This is a genomic window from Diaphorobacter sp. (genome assembly GCF_050251835.1).
Classification (GTDB): Bacteria; Pseudomonadota; Gammaproteobacteria; order Burkholderiales; family Burkholderiaceae_C; genus JBFXIE01.
Genome location: NZ_JBFWLZ010000002.1, coordinates 72,545 through 92,089, shown reverse-complemented (window position 1 = coordinate 92,089; position 19,545 = coordinate 72,545). Strand labels below are relative to the sequence as shown.

Here is a 19,545-nt window from a genome sequence, read left to right as displayed (position 1 = left end):
CCATCTCCACGCCGCGGGGCCCTGCCCGGCGGGCCCACCACGAAAGCCACCATCATGCCCCTGACCCGCTGGACCCCATTGCGCATCGTTGCCGCAGGCCTGATCGGCGCGCTGGCGGCAGGCTGCGTAGCCGTGCCGGGCGACCCCTACTACGACACGGGCAGCAGCAGCTACCCGTACTACTCCACACAGCCATCGGTCACCATTTACGAGCAGCCCGGCGTGATCTACACCGCGCCGCCCATCGGCTGGCGCAACTACCCGCCCGCCCCACCCGGCTGGCGCGAAAATGCCTGGCGCGAGCGCCAGTGGCACCTGGCCCGCGAACGCGAGCGTGAAATGCGTGAACGCGAATCGCGCGAGCGCGAAGCCCGCGAACGCGAACGCCGCCTGGCCGATCAGCGCCGCGAAGCCGACCGGCGTGAATTGGAACGCCGTGAATTTGAACGCCGTGATGCCGAGCGCCGCCGTGATGCCGAGCGCAGAGACATCGACCAGCGGCGCGAATGGGATCGCCGCCGCAACGAAGAGCGTCTGCAGCAACACCCCAACCCCGACGTGGCGCGCGAGCGCCAGCAACAGTTCGATCGCGACCGCCGCGCCGAACGACGGGCCGAACGTGAACGCGGCGACCACGGCGACCGCGGCGCGCAACAGCCGCCGGGCGAGCGGCAAGGCAATCGGCCCGGCCAACGCCCCGACTGGCGCTAAGCTACCGCCACCGCCCGTCCACCACACCCCCTGAAGACCCGCACATGCCCGCTGCCCTGCCTGCCCCTGCCCTCGCCGCCCTGGTGCTGACGATCACCGCCGCGTGTCTGCCCTTGCCTTCAACTGCGCAGGTGGTGCGCTGCACCGACCCGGCCACGGGCAAGGTGACCTACACCGACGGCGACTGCGGCCGCGGACAGGCCGCGCGCGAGGTAGAGGCGCGCAAAACACCGCAAGAGATACAGCAAGAGCGCGAACAGGCCGCCCAGGCCCTGCAACGCAAACAAGACCGGCAACAGCAAGCGCTGCAGCAGCGCCAGAGCACCGCGCCGGCCCCGACCGCCGACCCGCCCCGCGCCGCAGCCCCTGCTGCCGACCCGGCGCAATCCGCCGACTGCCAGCGCGCGCGCAAAAATCTGCAAGACGTACTGGCCACCCTGGGCCGCGGCATGTATGACGAGCAAACGCGCCTGGACGCCGCGCAGCGCCAGGCCGACCTGGCGTGTCTGAGCCCCGCAGACTACGCCCGCGCAGAAAGCGCCCGCACCAGCAGCCAGGCCAGCCCTGTGCCTTATGCCGTGCCTTATCCGGCTCCCTATCCGGCGCCTCATTGGGGGGCCTATCCGCACCCACCGCGCCCTCACCCTGCCCCGCCGCCAGCGGCTGCGCCCGGCCGGCCCGCGCCGCCGCCCGGACGCGACATCACCCACTGCAACGTGTTTCGCTGCTACGACAGGCAGGGCAACACCTACCCCCGCTGATCAGGGCTGCAGCCCCTCGCGCACCGTGGGGTAGCGCAGGCGCAGGCGCAGCTCGCGCCGCATGCGGGTGGTGAGCAGCCGCCGCGACTCGCCCATGAAACTCAGCAGCGACACGGGCAATTGCTGCTGCGCGGTGCTGCGCGGCACGCGCGGCGGGCGCGGCAGGTCGAACAGGTCGGCCGCCAGGTCAAAGTAGTCCCCCATCTTCAACTGGCTGTCGTCGGCCAGGTTGTACGTGCGCTGCGCGCGCCCGCGCCATAGCGCCAGCGCGCAGGCGCGTGCCAGGTCGTCGGCGTGGATGTGGTTGGTATAGACGTCATCGGGCGCAGCCAGCACCGGCGTGCCGCGGCGCAGCCGCGCTTCGGGCGTGCCGCCCTCGCGATCAGGCGCATAGATGCCGGGCACCCGCAAGATGCTGGCACGCACGCCCGCACGCCCCAGGTGACGCACCACGCGCTCGGCATTCACCCGGCGCTGCGCGCGCGGCGTGGCCGGTGCCACCGGGCGCGACTCAGGCACCCACGCGCCCGCACAGTCGCCGTACACCCCGCTGGTGGACGCATACACCAGCGCCTGCGGCAGCGTGCGCCGGCGCAGCGCCCGCGCCAGGGCCGCGCTGCGCGGGTCCAGCCACCACTGCGGCCCCACTTCACGCTCGCCCGGCGGGGGCGCCAGGTGCAGCACGCGCGTGGCCAGGCCCGCCAGGCGCGCCAGCGTGGCTGGCCGGTCCAGGTTGCCCACCAGCGGTGTGACGCCCGCGGCGCGCAGCAGCGGCACGCGCGCGGGCGAAGAAGTCAGCGCGAGAACACGCGGGCGGCCGCTGCCGGACTGGAGCGCGCCCAGACTGCGCGCCACGCGCAGGCCGACGTCACCGCAGCCGATGATGAGCACGCGCTCGCGCCTGAAACGCGCTGGCAAGGCGCCAAGGGGGTTTTGGTTTGAGGGCAAAATCGACCGTTTTGCTTGGCTAAAGACGACCCCGAGGATACCCACAGAAATGACCCGCGCCGACACCGCATTCCAGATCACCGTGCAGCCCAGCGGCCGCGCCTTTGAGGCGCAGGCCGGCGACACCATCCTGGCCGCCGCCATACGTGCCGGCGTGGGCTTGCCCTATGGCTGCAAGGACGGCGCCTGCGGCTCGTGCAAGTGCAAAAAGCTCAGCGGATCGGTGCAGCACGGCGAGCACCAGCACAAGGCGCTGAGCACCGGGGAAGAAGAAGCCGGCTTCGTGCTCACCTGCTGCGCCCAGCCTTTGACCGACGTGGTGCTGGAGTCGCGCCAGGTGACCGACGAGAGCGCCTACCCCATCAAAAAGCTGCCGGTGCGCGTGGCCTCACTCACGCGCGCATCGCACGACGTGATGCAGGTGCGCCTGCAACTGCCCGCAGCCGACACCTTCCGCTACCACGCGGGCCAGTACATCGAATTCATCCTCCGCGATGGCTCCCGCCGCGCCTACTCCCTGGCCAATGCGCCGCACACGCAAGAGGGCGCACCGGCAGCAGAGCTGCACATCCGCCACATGCCCGGCGGGCGTTTTACCGACCATGTGTTCGGCGCCATGAAAGAAAAAGAAATCCTGCGCGTCGAAGGCCCCTTCGGCAGCTTCTTCCTGCGTGAAGACTCCGACAAACCCATCGTGCTGCTGGCCTCGGGCACGGGCTTTGCGCCCATCAAGGCGATGATCGAACACATGCAGTTCAAGGGCATCACCCGACCGGCCACGCTGTACTGGGGCGGGCGGCGCCCTGCCGACCTGTACATGCACGGCTGGCTGCAAGAGCGCGTGGCCGAAATGCCCCACCTGCGCTACGTGCCCGTGGTGTCCGATGCGCTGCCTGAAGACGGCTGGAGCGGCCGCACGGGCTTTGTGCACCAGGCCGTGCTGGACGACTTTGCCGACCTGTCGGGCCACCAGGTCTATGCCTGCGGCGCGCCCATCGTGGTGGACTCGGCCCGCGCCGCCTACGTGGATCAGCGCGGCCTGCCGGCCGACCAGTTCTACGCCGACGCGTTCACGTCAGAGGCCGACAAGCACGCCGGCTGATGCGCGCCGGGCTGCGCCGCGGCAGGCCGATCTGGTTTTTTTGCACAATGGGGGGCTATGAACCGCAGAAACCTGATCCTTTCGGCCGCCGCCCTTGGTGCGGCACTCGCAACCCCCTTCGGTCATGCACAGGATGGACCGATCCGCCTGGTTGTGCCCTACGCGCCCGGCGGCCCGCTGGACGTGACGGCCCGCGCACTGGCCGAGCGCGTGCGCGACAGCCTGGGCGTGGTGATCGTGGACAACAAAGCCGGCGCGGGCGGCAACATTGGCGCCGACCTGATCGCCAAGTCCGCGCCGGACGGGTTCACCATCGGCATCGCCGCTACCGCCACCCACGCCGTGAACCCCTGGCTGTACAGCCGCATGGCCTATGACGCTGCCAAGGACTTTGCCGGCATCACACAGATGGTGCGCGTGCCCAATGTGCTGGTGGTGAACGCCGCGCGGGCCGAGCAGCTCAAGATCAACAACGTGCAAGACCTGATCGCCTACGCCCGCGCCAACCCGGGCAAGCTCAACTACGGCAGCGGCGGCAACGGCAGCGCCGGCCACCTGGCGGGCGAGATGTTCAAGCAAAAAGCCGGCATCTTCGCGCTGCACATCCCCTATCGCGGCGCCAGCCCTGCGCAGCTGGCACTGCTGGCCGGCGAGGTGGACTTCAACATCGACAACCTGGCTGCCGCGGCGCCCAATATCCGCGCAGGCAAGCTCAAGGCACTGGCCGTCACGTCGCTGCAGGCCAGCCCCATGCTGCCCGGCGTGCCCCCGCTGTCGCAGACCTTCAAGGGCTTCGCCATCGACACCTGGTGGGGCCTGGTGGCGCCAGCCGGCACACCCAAGCCCGTGATCGCCAGGCTCAACAAGGCGTTCACCGACGCGCTGCGGGCGCCCGAGACCAAGACCCGCTTTGAAGCACTGATGGCCGAGCCCGTGCCCACCACGCCCGAGCAGTTCGACGCCTTCATGGCCGCCGAGCGCGCCAAGTACCAGCACCTGGTGAAGGCCTCGGGCGCCAAGGTTGATTGAAAACCCGCAAAAATGATAGCTGTCAGCGCTTGCTTTATAAGCGCTGCAGCCTGATTTGATACCCAAAAAACTGCCCAAAGGCTTGCGCTGACACCCCTGGGCAGGTCAAAGCGGCGCATGCGGCGCCCTGGGCCACCCTGCAGCCCGTTTTTTTCAAGTCAAATCAGCCACAAACCCAGGTAAATCAAGCGCTTGCAGCTATGAATTCAGGAGTCAATCCGTAAGCCAGTCCTGGGCGCCCTGCAGGCGCTCGATGCGCTGGCTGGCCGCCTGGGCGCGCTGGCTGGCCGTACCGATCGACTGCGCCAGTTGCGGCGCCAGCTCGGCCAGCGGCATGAGCACGAAGGCGCGCTCGCCCATGCGCGGGTGGGGCAGCGTGAGGTCGGGGCTGTGCAGTTGCACGTCGCCATAGACCAGCAGATCCAGATCCAGCGTGCGCGGGGCGTTGCGGTAGGGGCGCTGGCGGCCTGCGGCCTGCTCGATGGCCTGCAGCGCGTGCAGCAGCGCCAGCGGCGCCAGCGTGGTCTGCAGCCGGACCACGGCGTTGAGGTAGTCGGGCCCGCCCGCATCCACCGGCGCGCTGCGGTACAGCGACGAGACTTGCGCCAGCTGAGTGCCGGGCAGCGCCGCCAGGGCATGCACGGCCGCGCGCAAAGCAGCCCGCGCGTCACCCAGGTTGGCCCCCAGGCCGATCCAGGCGGTGGCGGGCTGGCCGGGGGGTGGCGCTGCGCTCACTGCTGGCTGGCGCCCGGGGCACCGGTCAGCGCATCACCGCCGCTGTTGCCGCCATCAGGAGCGCTGCCGCCTGCAGGTTTGCGGCGACGGCGGCGGCGTTTTTTGGGGGCGGCCTCGTCCACTGCTGCCTGCGCTGCATCGTCGGCGTCATTGGCAAGCTGGGGCGCTTGGCCGGTGCTGGCGCCGGCCTCTGCGGGCGCGGCCTTGGGCACGCGCCGGGCCGTGGGTTGCGCCTTGCGCTGGCGGGCGCGCTGCTCTTCGCGCACCTGCTCGATCATGTCGTCGCGGCGCGCGTCGTCGGCCAGCGAGAACTCTTGCCACCACTCGGCCAGTTCTTCGCCCACTTCGCCGATGTCGGCGCGCAGGCGCAAGAAGTCAAAGCCTGCGCGAAAGCGGATGTGGGCGATCATGCTGAAGGGCGTGCTGCCCATGCGCTTTTCAAAGCGCGGCTGCATGACCCAGATCTCGCGCATGTCCGCCGCCAGCTTGCCGCGGCCAGACACATCGCCAATGCGCTGGTCAAACACATCGTCGATGGCGTCCTGCAGCGCCGGGAAGGGCTGCTGGCGCGCCAGGCGCTGCTCCCAGCCGGCCTTGACGTCCTGCCACAGCACGCAAGCCAGCAAGAAGCTGGGCGCCACGGTCTTGCCCTCGCCCACGCGGCGGTCGGTGTCGGCCAGCGCGGCCTGCACGAAGGGGGTGTCCGCACGCTCCACCACCACGTCCAGCAGCGGGTAGATGCCTTTTTGCAGGCCCAGCTTTTGCAGTTGCGCCACCGAGGCCAGCGCGTGGCCGGTCTGCAGCAGCTTGAGCATTTCGTCGAACAAACGGCTTTGTGGCACCTCCTGGAGCAGCGTCTTGCACTCCGTGAGGGGCTTGGCGGTCTTGGGCTCCAGCGCAAAGCCCAACTGGCTGAGCTTGGCGGCAAAGCGCACGGCGCGGATGATGCGCACCGGGTCTTCGCGGTAGCGCGTGGCGGGGTCGCCGATCATGCGCAGCACGCGCTTGCCGGCGTCCTGGATGCCCTTGTGAAAGTCCACCACCACCTCGGTCTCGGGGTCGTAGTACATGGCGTTGACGGTGAAGTCGCGCCGCGTGGCGTCTTCGTCCTGCGGGCCCCAGACGTTGTCGCGCAGCACGCGGCCGCTGGCGTCAACGGCGTGCTGCATGCCGGCCAGTTGCGCCTTGCTGGTCTTTTCGTTGCCGCCCACCTGCTCGGCAGCGGCGTTGTCCATGTAGGCACGGAAGGTGGAGACCTCGATCACCTCATGCTCGCGCCCGCGGCCGTGCACCACGTGCACGATGCGAAAGCGCTTGCCGATGATGAAGGCGCGCCGGAACAGGCCCTTGACCTGCTCGGGCGTGGCGTTGGTGGCCACGTCAAAATCTTTGGGCTTGAGGCCCAGCAGCAGGTCGCGCACGGCGCCGCCGACGATGTAGGCCTCAAAGCCGGCCTGCTTGAGCGTGCGCACCACGTCCGTGGCGCGGCGGTCCACCAGGTCAGGGTTGATGCGGTGTACCGAGGCGGGTACCTCTTCGCGCTTGCCAAAGCGGTTGCGGGCGCTGCGGCCCGCGCCGGCGGTGCCCTTGCCCAGCAGTTTGTCGATGAATTGTTTGATCATGGGTGTGAGGGAAACAGGTCCAGAATGCGCCAGCCGCGCTGCGAAGCCAGCGTGCGCAGGCGCGGGTCGGGGTTGGTGGCCACGGGGTGATCCACCTTTTCGAGCAGCGGCACGTCGTTCATGGAGTCGCTGTAGAAGGTGCTCTCCACGTCAGTCCAGTCAAGCTGGCGCTCGGTCAGCCACTGCTGCAGGCGCAGCACCTTGCCCTCGCGCATGGAGGGCACGCCGCGAATGCCGCCGGTGATCCAGCCGTCGTCGCCGCGCTCGAGCTCCACGGCCAGCAGTTGCTCCACCCCCAGCGCCTGGGCGATGGGACGGGTGACGAACTCGTTGGTGGCGGTGATGATGAGCAGCTCGTCGCCCGCATCGCGGTGGCGCTGCACCAGCGCGCGGGCCTCTTCGCGCAGCGCGGGCTGGATCACTTCGCGCATGAACTGCGCGTGGGCCTGCGCCGCCGCCTGGGCGCCGCGCTGGCGGATGGCTTCGGTGGCAAAGCGCACGTAGTCGTGCACGTTGAGACGGCCGGCCACGTAGTCGTCATAAAAGGCCTTATTGCGCCGGCCGAACTCATCGCGGTCGGCCCAGCCAATGCGGATGGTGAACTCGCCCCACTCGTAGTCAGAGTCAAGGGGCAGCAAGGTGTGGTCCAGGTCAAACAGGGCCAGTCGGCGGCGTTGTACCTGTGGGTCAAATGTCATGCGTGGCTTGCAATGGGTGGATGGAATGCGCCTGGCACTGCAGGCGCGCTACTCGGTCTGCAACATGGTCTTGAGCAGCGGGACTGTGACGGCGCGCTGCGTGCGCAGCGCGAAACTGTCGAGCCGGTCCAGCAGCTGCATGAGGCTGCCCAGGTCGCGCGAGAAGCGGCCCAGCATGTAGTTCATGACGTCGTCGGTCAGAAAGATGCCGCGCGCCTGTGCCTGCTGGCGCAGCACGGCGCGGCGCTGCGGCTCGTCCAGCAGATGCAACTGGAACACATGGCCCCAGCCCAGCCGCGTGCGCAGGTCGTCGCGCAGCGGCAGGTCGGCGGGCGGCAGGTCGCCTGCGGCCAGTACCCAGCGCGGCGCGCCCTCGGCAGGGTTGAGGGCGTTGACGAACCAGTTGAACGCCGCGGCCTGTTGCGCCGTGGAATACAGGTGCACCTCATCGAGCAGCACCGCGCTCCAGCGATCGTCAAACTCTGCGGGCAGCGCCACGCCGGCATCCAGCCAGCCCACGCTGGCGCCCTGCCCGCGCAGCGCCTCGTAGGCGGCCCGCAGCAGGTGTGACTTGCCGGTGCCGGTATCGCCCCACAGGTAGGTGGGCACGGGGGGGCGCAACGCCGCTCCGCCGCCCACCGCCAGACGCAGGTGCTGCAGGGCCTGGGCGTTGGGGCCTGCGTAAAAGTTGTCGAGCGTGGGGCCGGGAACCAGGCCGATGTCCAGGGCCAGCTGTTTCATTGCAAGCGCCACCTGCCGCCCCCCTGCGCCCGCGGCCCAGCCAGCGCATCGCGGTACCTGGCCGGGTCAAAACAGGAAGAAGTGAAGTGCATGAAAGGCAATGTGTGAGGCCCCGCCGTCGCCGCCGCCGCAATCGCCCGGGGCAGCCCGGGCTGGTAGGGACAAATATTGGGAGACGCGCGGGCGCGAAGGCGTTGATTTTAGTGCGCCCACCCGGGTCTGTGCCGCAAACAGACAGGCGCGCCGTGCAAGGGATTCGCTGCGCACCTGGGGGGCGCCTTAAAATCGCCCGTTCCCGGACCGCCAAGCGCGGCCCTCAGCATTGACGCATATCCCATGAGCTCTTCTGCCCCCACCTCCCCCATTTCCTACAAAGACGCCGGCGTTGACATCGACGCGGGCGACGCGCTGGTCGAGCGCATCAAGCCGCTGGCCAAGAAAACCCTGCGTGAGGGGGTGATGGCTGGCATCGGCGGCTTTGGCGCGCTGTTCGAGGTGCCCAAGCGCTATCACGAACCCGTGCTGGTCAGTGGCACCGACGGCGTGGGCACCAAGCTCAAGCTGGCGTTTGAATGGAACATGCACGACACCGTCGGTATCGACCTGGTGGCCATGAGCGTCAACGACGTGCTGGTGCAAGGCGCCGAGCCGCTGTTCTTTCTGGACTACTTCGCCTGCGGCAAGCTGGACGTGGACACCGCCGCTGCCGTGGTGGGCGGCATCGCCCGTGGCTGCGAGCTGTCGGGCTGCGCGCTGATCGGCGGCGAAACCGCCGAGATGCCGGGCATGTACCCCGACGGCGAGTACGACCTGGCCGGCTTTGCCGTGGGTGCCGTTGAAAAAACGAAGATCCTGACCGGCCAGAGCGTCAAGCCCGGCGACGTGGTGCTGGGCCTGGCGTCCAGCGGCGTGCATTCCAACGGCTTCAGCCTGGTGCGCAAATGCATCGAGCGCGCAGGCGACAACCTGCCGGCCACCCTGGACGGCAAGCCCTTCAGGCAAGCCATCATGGAGCCCACCCGCCTGTACGTGAAGAACGTGCTGGCCGCGCTGGCGCAACACCCGCACAGCCAGGACGCCGCCGCGCCCGGCGGCATCAAGGCACTGGCCCACATCACCGGCGGCGGCCTGCTGGAGAACATTCCGCGCGTGCTGCCTGACGGCACCGCCGCCCACCTGCAAAAAGGCAGCTGGCCACAAACCGAGCTGTTCGCCTGGCTGCAAAAGACCGCCGGCATCGATGACATCGAGATGAATCGCACCTTCAACAACGGCATCGGCATGGTGCTGGTGGTGAGCGCCGATGCCGCCGAGGCCGTCGCCGCCACGCTGCGCACGCTGGGCGAGGCGGTGTACACCATCGGCACGATTGCCGATCGCGGCACCGGCGCCGCCGTCGTCGTGGCCTGATCTGGCGCCTCAGGCACCATGTCCACGCACCAGCGGCCGCAAGGCACTTCGGACTTTGCGCTGCAGTCCTTGCCCTCCCCGCCCCCCTTTGCGCCCGCCACGCGCGGTGTGGTGATTGCCAGCTATGTGCTGATGGGCGCAACGCTGCTGCTGGTGATGTTGCGCGGCCTGCTGCCCGGGCTGCTGTGCGTGTGCCTGGGCTTTTTGCTCACACGCTGGCTGGCGCCCCGCCTGGACTGGCTGCGCCGCCTGATCCCCTGGGGCCGCGGCATCGGCAACAGTGGCCAGACGCTCGCTGCAGCCGTGGTGATGTTGTCGCCGCTGCTGTTGCTGGCGCTGGCGCTGTCGCACTCTCGCAGCTACATCGTTGATGCACCTCAGCAGTACCGCGAGCTGCTCGACTTTCTGGCCCGCACCGTGCTGGAATTACGCCTGAAGCTGCCATCCGACATCGCTGCCCAGCTGCCCGAGGGCGCGGCCGAAGTGCAACGCACCATCGCTGCCTACCTGGCAGCCAAGTCCGGTGCGCTGGCCACGGCAGGGCGCGTCTGGCTCACGGGGCTGCTGTATGCGTACGTGGGTCTGTTGATCGGCGCGCTGGCCGCCGTGCGCAGCGTGGGCGCCTCGCGCGGGCCGCTGGTGCAAGAGCTGGTGCTGCGCATCGCACGCATGGGAGACGCTTTCCGTCAAATCGTGGCGGCGCAATTCTGGATCGCAGCCTTCAACACCTTGCTGACCGCACTTTTCCTGCTGCTGGTGTTGCCGTTTTGGGAGCTGCAGCTGCCCTACACGCCGGCGCTCATCACGTTGACCTTTGTGGCCGGGCTGGTTCCCATCGTGGGCAACCTGCTGTGCAACGCCGTGATCACGCTGGTCGGGCTGTCGGTTTCACCCATGGCGGCGGTAGCCTGCCTGGGCTTCCTGATACTGATCCACAAGGCCGAGTACGTGATCAACGCCAAGGTGGTGGGCCGGCGCACCCACATGGGCGTGTGGGAACTGCTGTCGGTGATGTTCGTGGCCGAGGCCGTGTTCGGGCCCGCCGGACTGGTGGCGGCGCCGTTGTTCTATGCCTACCTCAAGAAAGAGCTGCAGGCTGCGCGGCTGGTTTAGCCACTTCTGAATCAATAGCTGTCATCGCCCTGGCTACGGGGGCTTATGGCATTTGCACCACATAGACTGTTGTCGCTGCACAGTCAGTGAACACACGTAGCCACGAGCGCAACGCTCGCAAAAGCACAGACGTTGGGCTATTCTGCCGACCGGCGCCAAAGCGCCGCTTCATACACTTCGTCAACACTACACAAGGGAGACTTTGCATGACCATTCTTGTCGCCTATGTTCCTCGTCCCGAAGGCCGGGCCGCGCTGGACAAGGGTATCGAAATTGCCACCCGGCGCAACGAACGCCTGCTGGTTGTCAACGCCGGCCCCGGCGGTCGCCAGGAAGACCCCAGCATCATCAACGGCTACGAAGCCGAGCGCGTCGAGGAACACCTGGCAACGCTGCCAATCGAGGCGGAATTCAAGCAGTTCGTGCGCGGCAAGGGCACGATCGAAGAGATCGAGGACATCGTGGCGACGCAACAGGTGTCCGTGCTGGTGATCGGCCTGCGCAAGCGCTCGCCCGTGGGCAAGCTGCTGCTGGGCAGCATGGCCCAGGAAATTTTGCTGAACGTCGATTGCCCGGTGCTGGCCGTCAAGGCCCCCTGACCGCAGCCCTATCCTTCACGGACTGTTGGTGCTTGCGCCCCGCCTGGGGCGGGCACCGCCCCAGGCGGGGCCCAGGGCGCTTGCGAGCACTGCGTCAAAGCACACGGCGGTCAATACAGCTCCGGCACGATCATGCTTTCAGGCACCGGCTGGCGGAAGTAGTCCGGATTGCGCACTCGCGCGGGAAGCACCACGGTGGGGTGCTCCACCTCTTCGTAGGGCAATTGCTTGAGCAGGTGGGCGATGCAATTGAGTCGCGCCTTTTTCTTGTCCACCGCCTGCACTACCCACCAGGGGGCCTCGGGAATGTGCGTACGCTCCAGCATCACTTCCTTGGCCTTGGTGTATTCCTCCCACCGCACGCGGCTCTCCAGGTCCATGGGGCTCAGCTTCCACTGTTTGAGCGGGTCATGGATGCGGCTCAGAAAGCGCAAGTGCTGTTCATCGTCGGAGATGGAGAACCAGTACTTGATCAGGCGGATGCCTGAGCGCACCAGCATTTTTTCAAACTCTGGCACGCTGCGGAAGAACTCCTCGTATTCGTCTTCGGTGCAAAAGCCCATCACGCGCTCAACGCCCGCGCGGTTGTACCAGCTGCGGTCAAAAAGCACGATCTCGCCCGCCGCGGGCAGGTGCGCCACGTAGCGCTGAAAGTACCACTGCGTGCGCTCCCGGTCGTTGGGAGCCGGCAGCGCCGCCACACGCACCACCCGCGGGTTGAGCCGCTGGGTGATGCGCTTGATCACGCCGCCCTTGCCTGCGGCATCACGCCCCTCGAAGATGATGACCACCTTCTGCCGCGTGTGCTGCACCCAGTCTTGCAGCTTGACCAGTTCGCCCTGCAGCCGGAACAGCTCGCGAAAGTACTGCTGACGCGCCAGCCGTTCCTCAATCGGGTTCAGGTTGCTTTCGTCGAAATGACGATCTTCGATTTCAAGTTCAAGCTCCTCGTCATACCCATCCGCCAGCTCGTCGGCGATGCGCTGCATGAGATCCTGTGAGTTGATTCCAGATTGGTGCACCATGGTGAGAAACTCTTGAAAATAAGCAAATTGGGGTTTGGATAGCGTACGTCACGCCGCGTGACATTGCGCTTGCCTGTGAGTTTGACACACGCATCTGAGCATGTGGTGACACCTGGCCCTGGCGAGAAGGTGTCCGCGGTTGCGTAAGCGCATCAGCGCATCAGGCGCGTCGCAACCCACCGATGCGCCGCGCAATCGTCGGCGCATCGTCTGCATCACCTGCGTGCGTCAGGTAAGTGTGCAGATCCTCGATCGCCTGCTGCGACTGGCCCAGCTCGGCATGCGCAAGACCGCGATCGCGCCACTCGCTCCAGGCGTTTGGCAACAGCACGATCAGTCGATTGAGCACCGCCAGCAGGCGTCGCCAGTCCTGGCGCGAGCGGTGAATCTCCTTGAGGTTGCGCAGCATGCGCGCAAGGATGTCACGCGCAGGCGCAGCCTGCAGGTACAGGCCCAGAGGCGCCTCATCCTCCAACGCAGCCTGCGGGGAGCGAAAAGGCTGCAACCTTTCGGCAAGCGCCTCGCGCGACAGCGAATGCCCCGTCATCGGATCCAGCACCACCTGGCCGCGAGGCAGCAGCACCTTGACCAGAAAATGCCCCGGAAAAGAAACTCCGTACGCCCTCAGACCCAGCCCTTGCGCCAGCTCCAGCCACAACACGGCCAACGAGATCGGTATGCCGCGACGCGTGCGCAGCACCAGGTGCAGATAGCTGTTGCAGGGCGCGTAATAGTCGTTGAGGTTGCCGCTGAAGCCCAGGTCGCCAAAAAAGAACCGATTGAGCAAGTTGAGCCGATGCAGCGGCGCGGCATCTGCCGGCACGCGGCGCGCCAGGCGCTCCTGCAAGGCATCCACTTCGTCCAGAAACTGCTGCACGTCCAGGTCAGGGTGCTCGTCATGCGCGATGCAGGCCGCGGCCTCCAGCAAGGCGATGTCCTCACCCGGGCCCACGGCCACCAGGGATGCGAAATACTCCAGCGGAGTCGGTACGGCGTAGCTCAGTGGCATAAGACAGTCGTCAAGGCGCTACGGGGTCTATCGGCGCAGAAACTGGCGCAACTTCAGCCGGCAGGCCCACAGCGCACCAAAGTACAGAAGGGCCGACGCGCACAGCAGCAGCGCCAGCAGTGCGGCGCGCTGCGCGCTGTGCGCACGCATCGCCAGCCAGTCGAAGTGCTGCGACGCCCAGACCAGAAATACCGCCAGCACCGCACCGGCGCACATCACCTGCAGCACAAACCGGCCCCAGCCGGCTTGCGGCACAAAGCTGCCACGGCGCACCAGTCCCACCAGCAGCCACAGCGCGTTGACCAGCGCGCCCAGGCCAATCGATAGCGCCAGCCCGGCATGCGCCAGCAGAGGCACCAGCGCGGCATTCATGACCTGCGTGGCCAGCAGCACCACGATGGCGATGCGCACTGGCGTGCGTATGTCCTGGCTGGCGTAATAGCCCGGCGCCAGCACCTTGATGGCCACCAGGCCCAGCAGGCCCACGCCGTAGCCCACGAGCGCCACGGCAATCTGGCCCACGTCACGGTCGTGCAGAGCACCGTGGTGGAAAAGCGTGGCCACCAGTGGCGTGGCAAAGGTCAGCAATCCCACGGCGCAGGGCACGGCCAGCAGCACCACGATACGCAGTCCCCAATCCAGCATGGCCGAATACCGCTGCGCGTCGCCCGCGGCCTTGGCCGCCGACAGCTGCGGCGTGAGCACCACGCCCAGCGCCACGCCAAGCAGCGCGGTAGGAAACTCCATCAGCCGGTCCGCGTAGAACAGCCAGGTCACGCTGCCCGGCGTGAGATAGGACGCGATCTGCGTATTGATCATCAGCGAAATTTGCGCCACCCCCACGCCCAGCAGCGCTGGCGCCATCAGCGTGAGGATGCGGCGCACGCCCGCGTCCTGCCAGGCGCTGCGCACCCTGCTCCAGGTCATGCCGATGCGCGGCAGCAGGCCCAGTCGGTACAGCGCGGGGATCTGCACCGCCAGCTGCAGCACGCCGCCAGCCATGACGCCGCCCACCATGGCAAAGATCGGCTCAATGCCAAGCCGCGCCAGCTGTGGCGCCCCCAGCCAGGCGGCGGCGATCATGCAAACATTCAGCAGCACCGGCGTTGCCGCCGGCACGGCAAAGCGCCGCCAGGTATTGAGCACCCCGGCCGACAGAGCCACCAGGGACATGAAGCCGATGTAGGGGAACATCCAGCGCGTCATGAAGACGGCGGCATCAAAGCCCTCAGGGTGCTGGCGCAGCCCGCTGGCCAGCGCCCAAACCAACACAGGCGCCCCTGCCACACCCAGCGCGCAAGTCAACAGCAACGCCCAGAACAAGGCGGTAGCCACCGCATCCACCAGGTCGCGCGTGGCCTCTTCGCCATGCTGCACCTTGTGCGCAGCCAGCACTGGCACGAAAGCCTGACTGAAAGCGCCTTCGGCAAACAGGCGCCTAAACAGGTTGGGAATGCGAAAGGCTACGTTGAACGCGTCCGTGAGGACATTGGCCCCGAACATGGAGGCCATAAGCAAATCACGCACCAGACCCGTGACACGGGATGCCAGGGTCAACAGCGATACGGTGGAGGCGGCTTTGAACAGAGACACCGGGGCAAGTGTATTCGCTGGGGCCGCCTGCACCCCACATGCGGGTCATGCGCTACAATCGCGGGCTTTGCTGACAACATCCTCAGACACAAGGAACACATATCATGGCATCTGGAAAGCCGAAGAAAAAGAACCCCCGCCTGGCATCTGGCCGCAAGCGCGCGCGCCAAGGCCTCAAGCTGAACGCTGCGAACAGCTCGCTGCGCTCCAAGTACCGCACCGCCGTGAAGAACGTCGAAAAGGCCGTTCTGGCTGGTGACAAGACCAAGGCAACCGAGCTGTTTGCCAAGGCACAGTCCGTGCTCGACACCATTGCCGACAAGGGCATCTTCCACAAGAACAAGGCTGCTCGCGACAAGAGCCGCCTGTCCGCCAAGGTGAAAACCCTGGCACTCGCGGCAGCGTAAATGCATCGTCTGACACTGTCAGACAACCAGCCCGGGTGGCCCGCCACCCGCCGTTTGTAACGGGTGCGCTGTCAGCAAAGCAAATCAACCGCCTCCGGGCGGTTTTTTTGTGCCTCAAGGATGCCGAAGGCGCTGGCGCGGTGATGTTTGCGGCTTGCGCCAGCTCAACCTGGCGAACAGATTTGGGCTTCAGGCTTTGGAATCCACGAGGTCGGGAAGAAAGCAAGCCTCGACGACTTGCAGGTTGTTGTCGTGTGCAAAATTGATCACGAAATCCCAAGCCATGGGCTCGTAGGCCTGCAGTTCACGATTGACCACCACGCATTTCACGCCATTCATGGCCGTGGGCACGCACCAGGGGGAGTAGCTCAGATGACTGCCAGGCCGCGCGCCACCCGGGCGAAACTGGCTCATGACCCCGGCCAGCCGCTCGGCCCAGTCGCTGGGACGAAAGGTTTTTCCCTCGTGGGTTATGCCTTGAATGAAGACTTCTTGGGTGGTGGGAGCAACCATTGGGTTCTGGTGGTGTGAGGACTGCAGGCCTTGTGCGCCGCGTGGATTCATTCTAACTCTTATATAAGAGCTGGGCAGCTGATGCACAGGTAATGCCCTGACCGGCCATACCCACATTGCCCGCAGCACCCCAGCGGCATTCCACGCGAAGTCTGGGTTCAACGCCGGATACAAAGCCTGCCCCTAAAATCGTGCTTCCAACTTCACGGCCCGCCAGGGCCGTGTCCGTCTTGTCCCCCTGTCTGGAGAAGTCCGCATGACCGCATTTGTCGAGGCTGCCTCGCCCCACGTGATGAACACCTATGGCCGCGTGCCCATCGCGCTCGATCGAGGCCAGGGCGTGCGCGTGTGGGACATCAACGGCAAGCAATACCTTGACGGACTGGGCGGCATCGCAGTCAACACACTGGGCCACAACCACCCCAAGCTGGTGCCTGCCCTGCAAGAGCAGATCGCCCGGCTGATCCACACCTCCAACTACTACCATGTGCCGGGCCAGGAAGCGCTGGCCCAGTTACTGACCGAACGCGCGCGCATGACCAACGCGTTCTTTTGCAACACCGGGCTGGAAGCCAACGAGGCCGCCATCAAGATCGCGCGCAAATACGGCGTGGACAAGGGCATCGACAAGCCCGTCATCGTGGTCTATGACCACGCCTTCCATGGCCGCTCCATCGCCACCATGACGGCCACCGGCAACCCCAAAGTACGCAACGGCTTTGGCCCCTTGCTGGACGGCTTCATCCGCGTGGCGCCCAACGATATCGAGACGCTGCAGGAAGCTACCGAGGGCAACCCCAACGTCGTCGCCGTGATGATGGAGCCCATCCAGGGCGAAGGCGGCCTGCACCCCATGCGCGCCGAATACCTACAGCAGGTGCGCCGCCTGTGCGACGCCAACGGCTGGCTGCTGATCCTCGACGAAGTGCAGGCCGGCATGGGCCGCACCGGCAAGTGGTTTGCCCACCAGTGGGCGGGCGTCGTGCCCGACGTGATGACCCTGGCCAAGGGCCTGGGCTCGGGCGTGCCGGTGGGCGCTGTGCTGGCGCACGGTGCGGCAGCCGAGGTGCTCAAGCCGGGCAACCACGGCTCCACCTTTGGCGGCAACCCGCTGGCCATGCGCGCCGGTGTGGAGACCATCCGCATCATGGAAGAAGACGGCCTGCTGCACAACGCAGCGGACGTGGGCACCCACCTGATGGCCGCGCTGCGCCAGGCGCTGGGCCAGACCGCGGGCGTGGTGGAGGTGCGCGGCCAGGGTCTGATGATCGGCGTGGAGCTGGATCGCCCCTGCGGCGTGCTGGTGGAGCGCGCGGCCGAGGCCGGCCTGCTGTTGTCGGTGACCGCCGAACGCGTCATCCGCCTGGTGCCCGCGCTCATCCTGACGCGCGCCGAGGCCGACGAAATCGTGGCACGGCTCACCCCCCTGGTGCAGGCCTTCCTGGCCGAATGAAGAAGGCCGACCCCTTATGAAACATTACCTGCAGTTCAGCGACTTCACTGCCGACGAGTACAACTACCTTTTCTCGCGCGCCGCCATCATCAAGGGCAAGTTCAAAAGCTACGAGAAATACCACCCGCTCGCCGACCGCACCATGGCCATGATCTTCGAGAAGGCCAGCACGCGCACGCGCGTGAGCTTCGAGGCGGGCATGTACCAGCTGGGCGGCAGCGTGGTGCACCTGACCACCGGCGACAGCCAGCTGGGCCGCGCCGAGCCGATTGAAGACAGCGCCCGCGTCATCAGCCGCATGACCGACCTGGTGATGATCCGCACCTTTGGGCAGGTCAAGATCGAGCGCTTTGCGCAGTATTCGCGCGTGCCCGTCATCAACGGGCTGACCAACGAGTTCCACCCCTGCCAGATCATGGCGGACATCTTCACCTACATCGAACACCGCGGCACCATCACCGGCAAGACCGTGGCCTGGGTGGGCGACGGCAACAACATGGCCAACACCTGGCTGCAGGCCGCTGACCTGCTGGGCTTCACCGTGCATGTGAGCACACCCGGCGGCTACGAGGTCGATGAAGCGCTGGCCTTCGGCGGCAAGCCCCACCGCCCCGGCTGCTACAAGGTGTTTGCCAGCCCCATGGACGCCTGCCGCGGCGCCGACCTGGTGACCACCGACGTGTGGACCAGCATGGGCTACGAGGCCGAGAACGAAGCGCGCCGCAAAGCCTTTGCCGACTGGTGCGTGGACGCGGAGATGATGGCCGTGGCCAAGCCCGACGCGCTGTTCATGCACTGCCTGCCCGCGCACCGCGGCGAGGAAGTGATGGCCGACGTGATCGACGGCCCGCAGTCCGTCGTCTGGGACGAGGCAGAAAACCGAATGCACGTGCAAAAGGCGCTCATGGAGTACCTGGTGCTCGGCCGCGTCTGAGCCCCTTCGCCACACACCCATCATGGCCCTGGCGCGACTGCATCCCCCGCCCCCAGGCCACCCGCCCTGCCCCCTGGGGCCGCACCCGCAGGCATCCCGGCTGCATCTGCTGGCGCCTGAGCTGCACGCCGCCGCGCGGCGTGCAGCCGCCCATGTCCACGCGCTGCAGGTGCGCATCCACACTTTCTATCTGAAGTTCCTCCAGGGCCACACCTAGCGGCCCGGCTTCGGGGCGACCCGCCCATGCGCGGGGTCGCCTTCATCGCTCCCTGATCCCTGCTGATCACCCCGACTGGCTGTGCGGTGCACCTGCCAGCCGGGGTGCGTTGCCGATGCCCTGAACCGGAGGAACCCGAATGTCCACCCCCGTCCACCCCTGCCTGCGCTGCGGCATGTGCTGCCAGAACTACCGCGTGGAGTTTTCCGTGTATGAGCTGCAATCCATGGGAGGCCGCGTGCCCGACGCCCTGGCCCACGAGGCCGGCGGCAACCGCTACCGCATGAACGGCACCGAACGCCACCCCGTGCGCTGCGTGGCCCTGGCCGATCTGGGCAATGGCTGCATCGGTTGCAGCATCTACGAGCAGCGACCCCAGCCCTGCCGCGACTTTCCATTTGCGTCCTACGGCTGCCATGACGTGCGGGCGAAATTCGGCCTGCCACCACTGATGGACGACGATGCCCCCGACTGGCCGCAAGCCGCCTGAAGTGATGCACAAGAACACGGCAATGGCAGTGGCATGCGCTCCTGAATCAATAGCTGCTAGCGCTTATAAAACAAGGGCTAGGCGCCAAAAATACCAAAACACATCACCCTAAGCCCTCACCATGAGCACCCACCCCTGCCTGAGCTGCGGCGCCTGCTGCGCCAGTTTTCGTGTCGATTTCTCGGCGCACGAGACCGAAGACCTGGGCGGCAGCGTGCCCCAGGGCCTGACCGTGCCCGTCACGCAGCACACCGCCCGCATGCGCGGCACCGACCACGCCCAGCCGCGCTGCGCCGCGCTCACCGGCCCGGTGGGCCAGCGCGCGGCCTGCGGCATTTATGAGTGGCGGCCCTCGCCCTGCCGCGAGTTCGAGGCGGGCAGCGACGCCTGCAACCGCGCCCGCCAGCGCCACCGACTGGCGCCACTGGACGGCCC

22 protein-coding genes are annotated in these 19,545 nt (G+C 66.9%); 13 read left to right on the top strand and 9 right to left on the bottom strand.

The window, feature by feature from the left end:
* Positions 1–54: 54 nt before the first annotated feature.
* On the top strand, positions 55–711 hold the full coding sequence (locus AB7E35_RS01350) for a hypothetical protein (RefSeq protein WP_428162045.1): 657 nt from the start codon (positions 55–57) through the stop codon (positions 709–711).
* A gap of 44 nt (positions 712–755) precedes the next feature.
* Positions 756–1,472 (top strand): DUF4124 domain-containing protein, encoded by a 717-nt coding sequence (locus AB7E35_RS01345; protein WP_428162046.1) that lies wholly within the window; start codon positions 756–758, stop codon positions 1,470–1,472.
* Here AB7E35_RS01345 and AB7E35_RS01340 read toward each other — a convergent pair whose 3' ends face one another.
* Positions 1,473–2,420: an NAD-dependent epimerase/dehydratase family protein gene (locus AB7E35_RS01340; protein ID WP_428166930.1), complete on the bottom strand. Its 948-nt coding sequence runs from the start codon at positions 2,418–2,420 to the stop codon at positions 1,473–1,475.
* 49 nt (positions 2,421–2,469) lie between these two features.
* Between AB7E35_RS01340 and AB7E35_RS01335 the strand changes: the two genes are divergently transcribed.
* Together AB7E35_RS01335 and AB7E35_RS01330 are read left to right on the top strand one after the other, a co-directional pair.
* Positions 2,470–3,522 (top strand): CDP-6-deoxy-delta-3,4-glucoseen reductase, encoded by a 1,053-nt coding sequence (locus tag AB7E35_RS01335; protein WP_428166929.1) that lies wholly within the window; start codon positions 2,470–2,472, stop codon positions 3,520–3,522.
* Positions 3,523–3,579: 57 nt separating this feature from the next.
* Positions 3,580–4,551 carry a tripartite tricarboxylate transporter substrate binding protein gene (locus AB7E35_RS01330; RefSeq protein ID WP_428162049.1) on the top strand — a complete coding sequence of 324 codons (972 nt, stop codon included), beginning with the start codon at positions 3,580–3,582 and terminating at the stop codon, positions 4,549–4,551.
* A 213-nt stretch (positions 4,552–4,764) separates the two neighbouring features.
* Here AB7E35_RS01330 and folK read toward each other — a convergent pair whose 3' ends face one another.
* From folK to hda, 4 genes are read right to left on the bottom strand one after another with little or no spacing between them, the layout of a single operon-like run.
* Positions 4,765–5,286 carry a 2-amino-4-hydroxy-6-hydroxymethyldihydropteridine diphosphokinase gene (gene folK / locus AB7E35_RS01325; protein ID WP_428166928.1) on the bottom strand — a complete coding sequence of 174 codons (522 nt, stop codon included), beginning with the start codon at positions 5,284–5,286 and terminating at the stop codon, positions 4,765–4,767.
* Positions 5,283–6,908: a polynucleotide adenylyltransferase PcnB gene (gene pcnB, locus AB7E35_RS01320; protein WP_428162051.1), complete on the bottom strand. Its 1,626-nt coding sequence runs from the start codon at positions 6,906–6,908 to the stop codon at positions 5,283–5,285. Before pcnB ends, folK begins: the two co-directional genes overlap by 4 nt.
* Positions 6,905–7,606: an HAD family hydrolase gene (locus AB7E35_RS01315; RefSeq protein WP_428162052.1), complete on the bottom strand. Its 702-nt coding sequence runs from the start codon at positions 7,604–7,606 to the stop codon at positions 6,905–6,907. The genes pcnB and AB7E35_RS01315 overlap by 4 nt, the downstream gene beginning before the upstream one ends.
* A gap of 48 nt (positions 7,607–7,654) precedes the next feature.
* Positions 7,655–8,347: a DnaA regulatory inactivator Hda gene (hda, locus tag AB7E35_RS01310; protein WP_428162053.1), complete on the bottom strand. Its 693-nt coding sequence runs from the start codon at positions 8,345–8,347 to the stop codon at positions 7,655–7,657.
* A 336-nt stretch (positions 8,348–8,683) separates the two neighbouring features.
* Between hda and purM the strand changes: the two genes are divergently transcribed.
* The 3 genes from purM (at position 8,684) to AB7E35_RS01295 (ending at position 11,469) form a co-directional block, all read left to right on the top strand.
* Entirely contained in the window at positions 8,684–9,757 is a 1,074-nt protein-coding gene (gene purM, locus AB7E35_RS01305; protein ID WP_428162054.1) for a phosphoribosylformylglycinamidine cyclo-ligase, read from the top strand.
* Between the two features lie 18 nt (positions 9,758–9,775).
* Positions 9,776–10,870, top strand: a complete 1,095-nt coding sequence (locus AB7E35_RS01300) for an AI-2E family transporter (RefSeq protein ID WP_428162055.1) — start codon at positions 9,776–9,778, stop codon at positions 10,868–10,870.
* A gap of 206 nt (positions 10,871–11,076) precedes the next feature.
* A complete protein-coding gene (locus AB7E35_RS01295) occupies positions 11,077–11,469 on the top strand; it encodes a universal stress protein (RefSeq protein ID WP_428162056.1) in 393 nt (130 codons plus the stop codon).
* Positions 11,470–11,579: 110 nt separating this feature from the next.
* On the opposite strand, the gene ppk2 is transcribed toward AB7E35_RS01295, so the two are convergent.
* From ppk2 to murJ, 3 genes are all read right to left on the bottom strand, one after another.
* Positions 11,580–12,494, bottom strand: a complete 915-nt coding sequence (gene ppk2 / locus AB7E35_RS01290) for a polyphosphate kinase 2 (RefSeq protein ID WP_428166927.1) — start codon at positions 12,492–12,494, stop codon at positions 11,580–11,582.
* Between the two features lie 160 nt (positions 12,495–12,654).
* Complete coding sequence (locus AB7E35_RS01285; RefSeq protein WP_428162058.1) at positions 12,655–13,503, bottom strand: SirB1 family protein; 849 nt, start codon at positions 13,501–13,503, stop codon at positions 12,655–12,657.
* A gap of 27 nt (positions 13,504–13,530) precedes the next feature.
* Entirely contained in the window at positions 13,531–15,096 is a 1,566-nt protein-coding gene (gene murJ, locus AB7E35_RS01280) for a murein biosynthesis integral membrane protein MurJ (protein WP_428162059.1), read from the bottom strand.
* 104 nt (positions 15,097–15,200) lie between these two features.
* Here murJ and rpsT point away from each other — a divergent pair, with 104 nt between their 5' ends.
* Entirely contained in the window at positions 15,201–15,503 is a 303-nt protein-coding gene (gene rpsT, locus AB7E35_RS01275; RefSeq protein WP_428162060.1) for a 30S ribosomal protein S20, read from the top strand.
* Between the two features lie 189 nt (positions 15,504–15,692).
* Here rpsT and AB7E35_RS01270 read toward each other — a convergent pair whose 3' ends face one another.
* Complete coding sequence (locus AB7E35_RS01270; protein ID WP_428162129.1) at positions 15,693–16,016, bottom strand: DUF3579 domain-containing protein; 324 nt, start codon at positions 16,014–16,016, stop codon at positions 15,693–15,695.
* A gap of 256 nt (positions 16,017–16,272) precedes the next feature.
* On the opposite strand from AB7E35_RS01270, the gene AB7E35_RS01265 reads away from it, so the two are divergent.
* The 5 genes from AB7E35_RS01265 to AB7E35_RS01245 all read left to right on the top strand — a co-directional run.
* Positions 16,273–17,469: an aspartate aminotransferase family protein gene (locus tag AB7E35_RS01265; RefSeq protein ID WP_428166926.1), complete on the top strand. Its 1,197-nt coding sequence runs from the start codon at positions 16,273–16,275 to the stop codon at positions 17,467–17,469.
* A gap of 16 nt (positions 17,470–17,485) precedes the next feature.
* Positions 17,486–18,403, top strand: coding sequence for an ornithine carbamoyltransferase (gene argF, locus AB7E35_RS01260; protein ID WP_428166925.1), 918 nt, complete (start codon positions 17,486–17,488; stop codon positions 18,401–18,403).
* 22 nt (positions 18,404–18,425) lie between these two features.
* Positions 18,426–18,620 (top strand): hypothetical protein, encoded by a 195-nt coding sequence (locus AB7E35_RS01255; RefSeq protein WP_428162063.1) that lies wholly within the window; start codon positions 18,426–18,428, stop codon positions 18,618–18,620.
* Positions 18,621–18,759: 139 nt separating this feature from the next.
* Positions 18,760–19,110, top strand: coding sequence for a YkgJ family cysteine cluster protein (locus AB7E35_RS01250; protein ID WP_428162064.1), 351 nt, complete (start codon positions 18,760–18,762; stop codon positions 19,108–19,110).
* 121 nt (positions 19,111–19,231) lie between these two features.
* Positions 19,232–19,545, top strand: a 314-nt coding sequence (locus AB7E35_RS01245) for a YkgJ family cysteine cluster protein (protein WP_428162065.1), incomplete at its 3' end; no start/stop codon positions are given.

Bases quoted from the DNA above. Each gene is read 5' to 3' on its own strand.
- hda (WP_428162053.1), bottom strand. From the start codon at position 8,347: ATGAAACAGCTGGCCCTGGACATCGGCCTGGTTCCCGGCCCCACGCTC.
- AB7E35_RS01315 (WP_428162052.1), bottom strand. From the start codon at position 7,606: ATGACATTTGACCCACAGGTACAACGCCGCCGACTGGCCCTGTTTGAC.
- AB7E35_RS01300 (WP_428162055.1), top strand. From the start codon at position 9,776: ATGTCCACGCACCAGCGGCCGCAAGGCACTTCGGACTTTGCGCTGCAG.
- AB7E35_RS01285 (WP_428162058.1), bottom strand. From the start codon at position 13,503: ATGCCACTGAGCTACGCCGTACCGACTCCGCTGGAGTATTTCGCATCC.
- purM (WP_428162054.1), top strand. From the start codon at position 8,684: ATGAGCTCTTCTGCCCCCACCTCCCCCATTTCCTACAAAGACGCCGGC.
- AB7E35_RS01335 (WP_428166929.1), top strand. From the start codon at position 2,470: ATGACCCGCGCCGACACCGCATTCCAGATCACCGTGCAGCCCAGCGGC.
- rpsT (WP_428162060.1), top strand. From the start codon at position 15,201: ATGGCATCTGGAAAGCCGAAGAAAAAGAACCCCCGCCTGGCATCTGGC.
- AB7E35_RS01350 (WP_428162045.1), top strand. From the start codon at position 55: ATGCCCCTGACCCGCTGGACCCCATTGCGCATCGTTGCCGCAGGCCTG.
- AB7E35_RS01250 (WP_428162064.1), top strand. From the start codon at position 18,760: ATGTCCACCCCCGTCCACCCCTGCCTGCGCTGCGGCATGTGCTGCCAG.
- pcnB (WP_428162051.1), bottom strand. From the start codon at position 6,908: ATGATCAAACAATTCATCGACAAACTGCTGGGCAAGGGCACCGCCGGC.
- AB7E35_RS01255 (WP_428162063.1), top strand. From the start codon at position 18,426: ATGGCCCTGGCGCGACTGCATCCCCCGCCCCCAGGCCACCCGCCCTGC.
- AB7E35_RS01270 (WP_428162129.1), bottom strand. From the start codon at position 16,016: ATGGTTGCTCCCACCACCCAAGAAGTCTTCATTCAAGGCATAACCCAC.
- ppk2 (WP_428166927.1), bottom strand. From the start codon at position 12,494: ATGGTGCACCAATCTGGAATCAACTCACAGGATCTCATGCAGCGCATC.
- AB7E35_RS01330 (WP_428162049.1), top strand. From the start codon at position 3,580: ATGAACCGCAGAAACCTGATCCTTTCGGCCGCCGCCCTTGGTGCGGCA.
- AB7E35_RS01295 (WP_428162056.1), top strand. From the start codon at position 11,077: ATGACCATTCTTGTCGCCTATGTTCCTCGTCCCGAAGGCCGGGCCGCG.
- argF (WP_428166925.1), top strand. From the start codon at position 17,486: ATGAAACATTACCTGCAGTTCAGCGACTTCACTGCCGACGAGTACAAC.
- AB7E35_RS01345 (WP_428162046.1), top strand. From the start codon at position 756: ATGCCCGCTGCCCTGCCTGCCCCTGCCCTCGCCGCCCTGGTGCTGACG.
- AB7E35_RS01265 (WP_428166926.1), top strand. From the start codon at position 16,273: ATGACCGCATTTGTCGAGGCTGCCTCGCCCCACGTGATGAACACCTAT.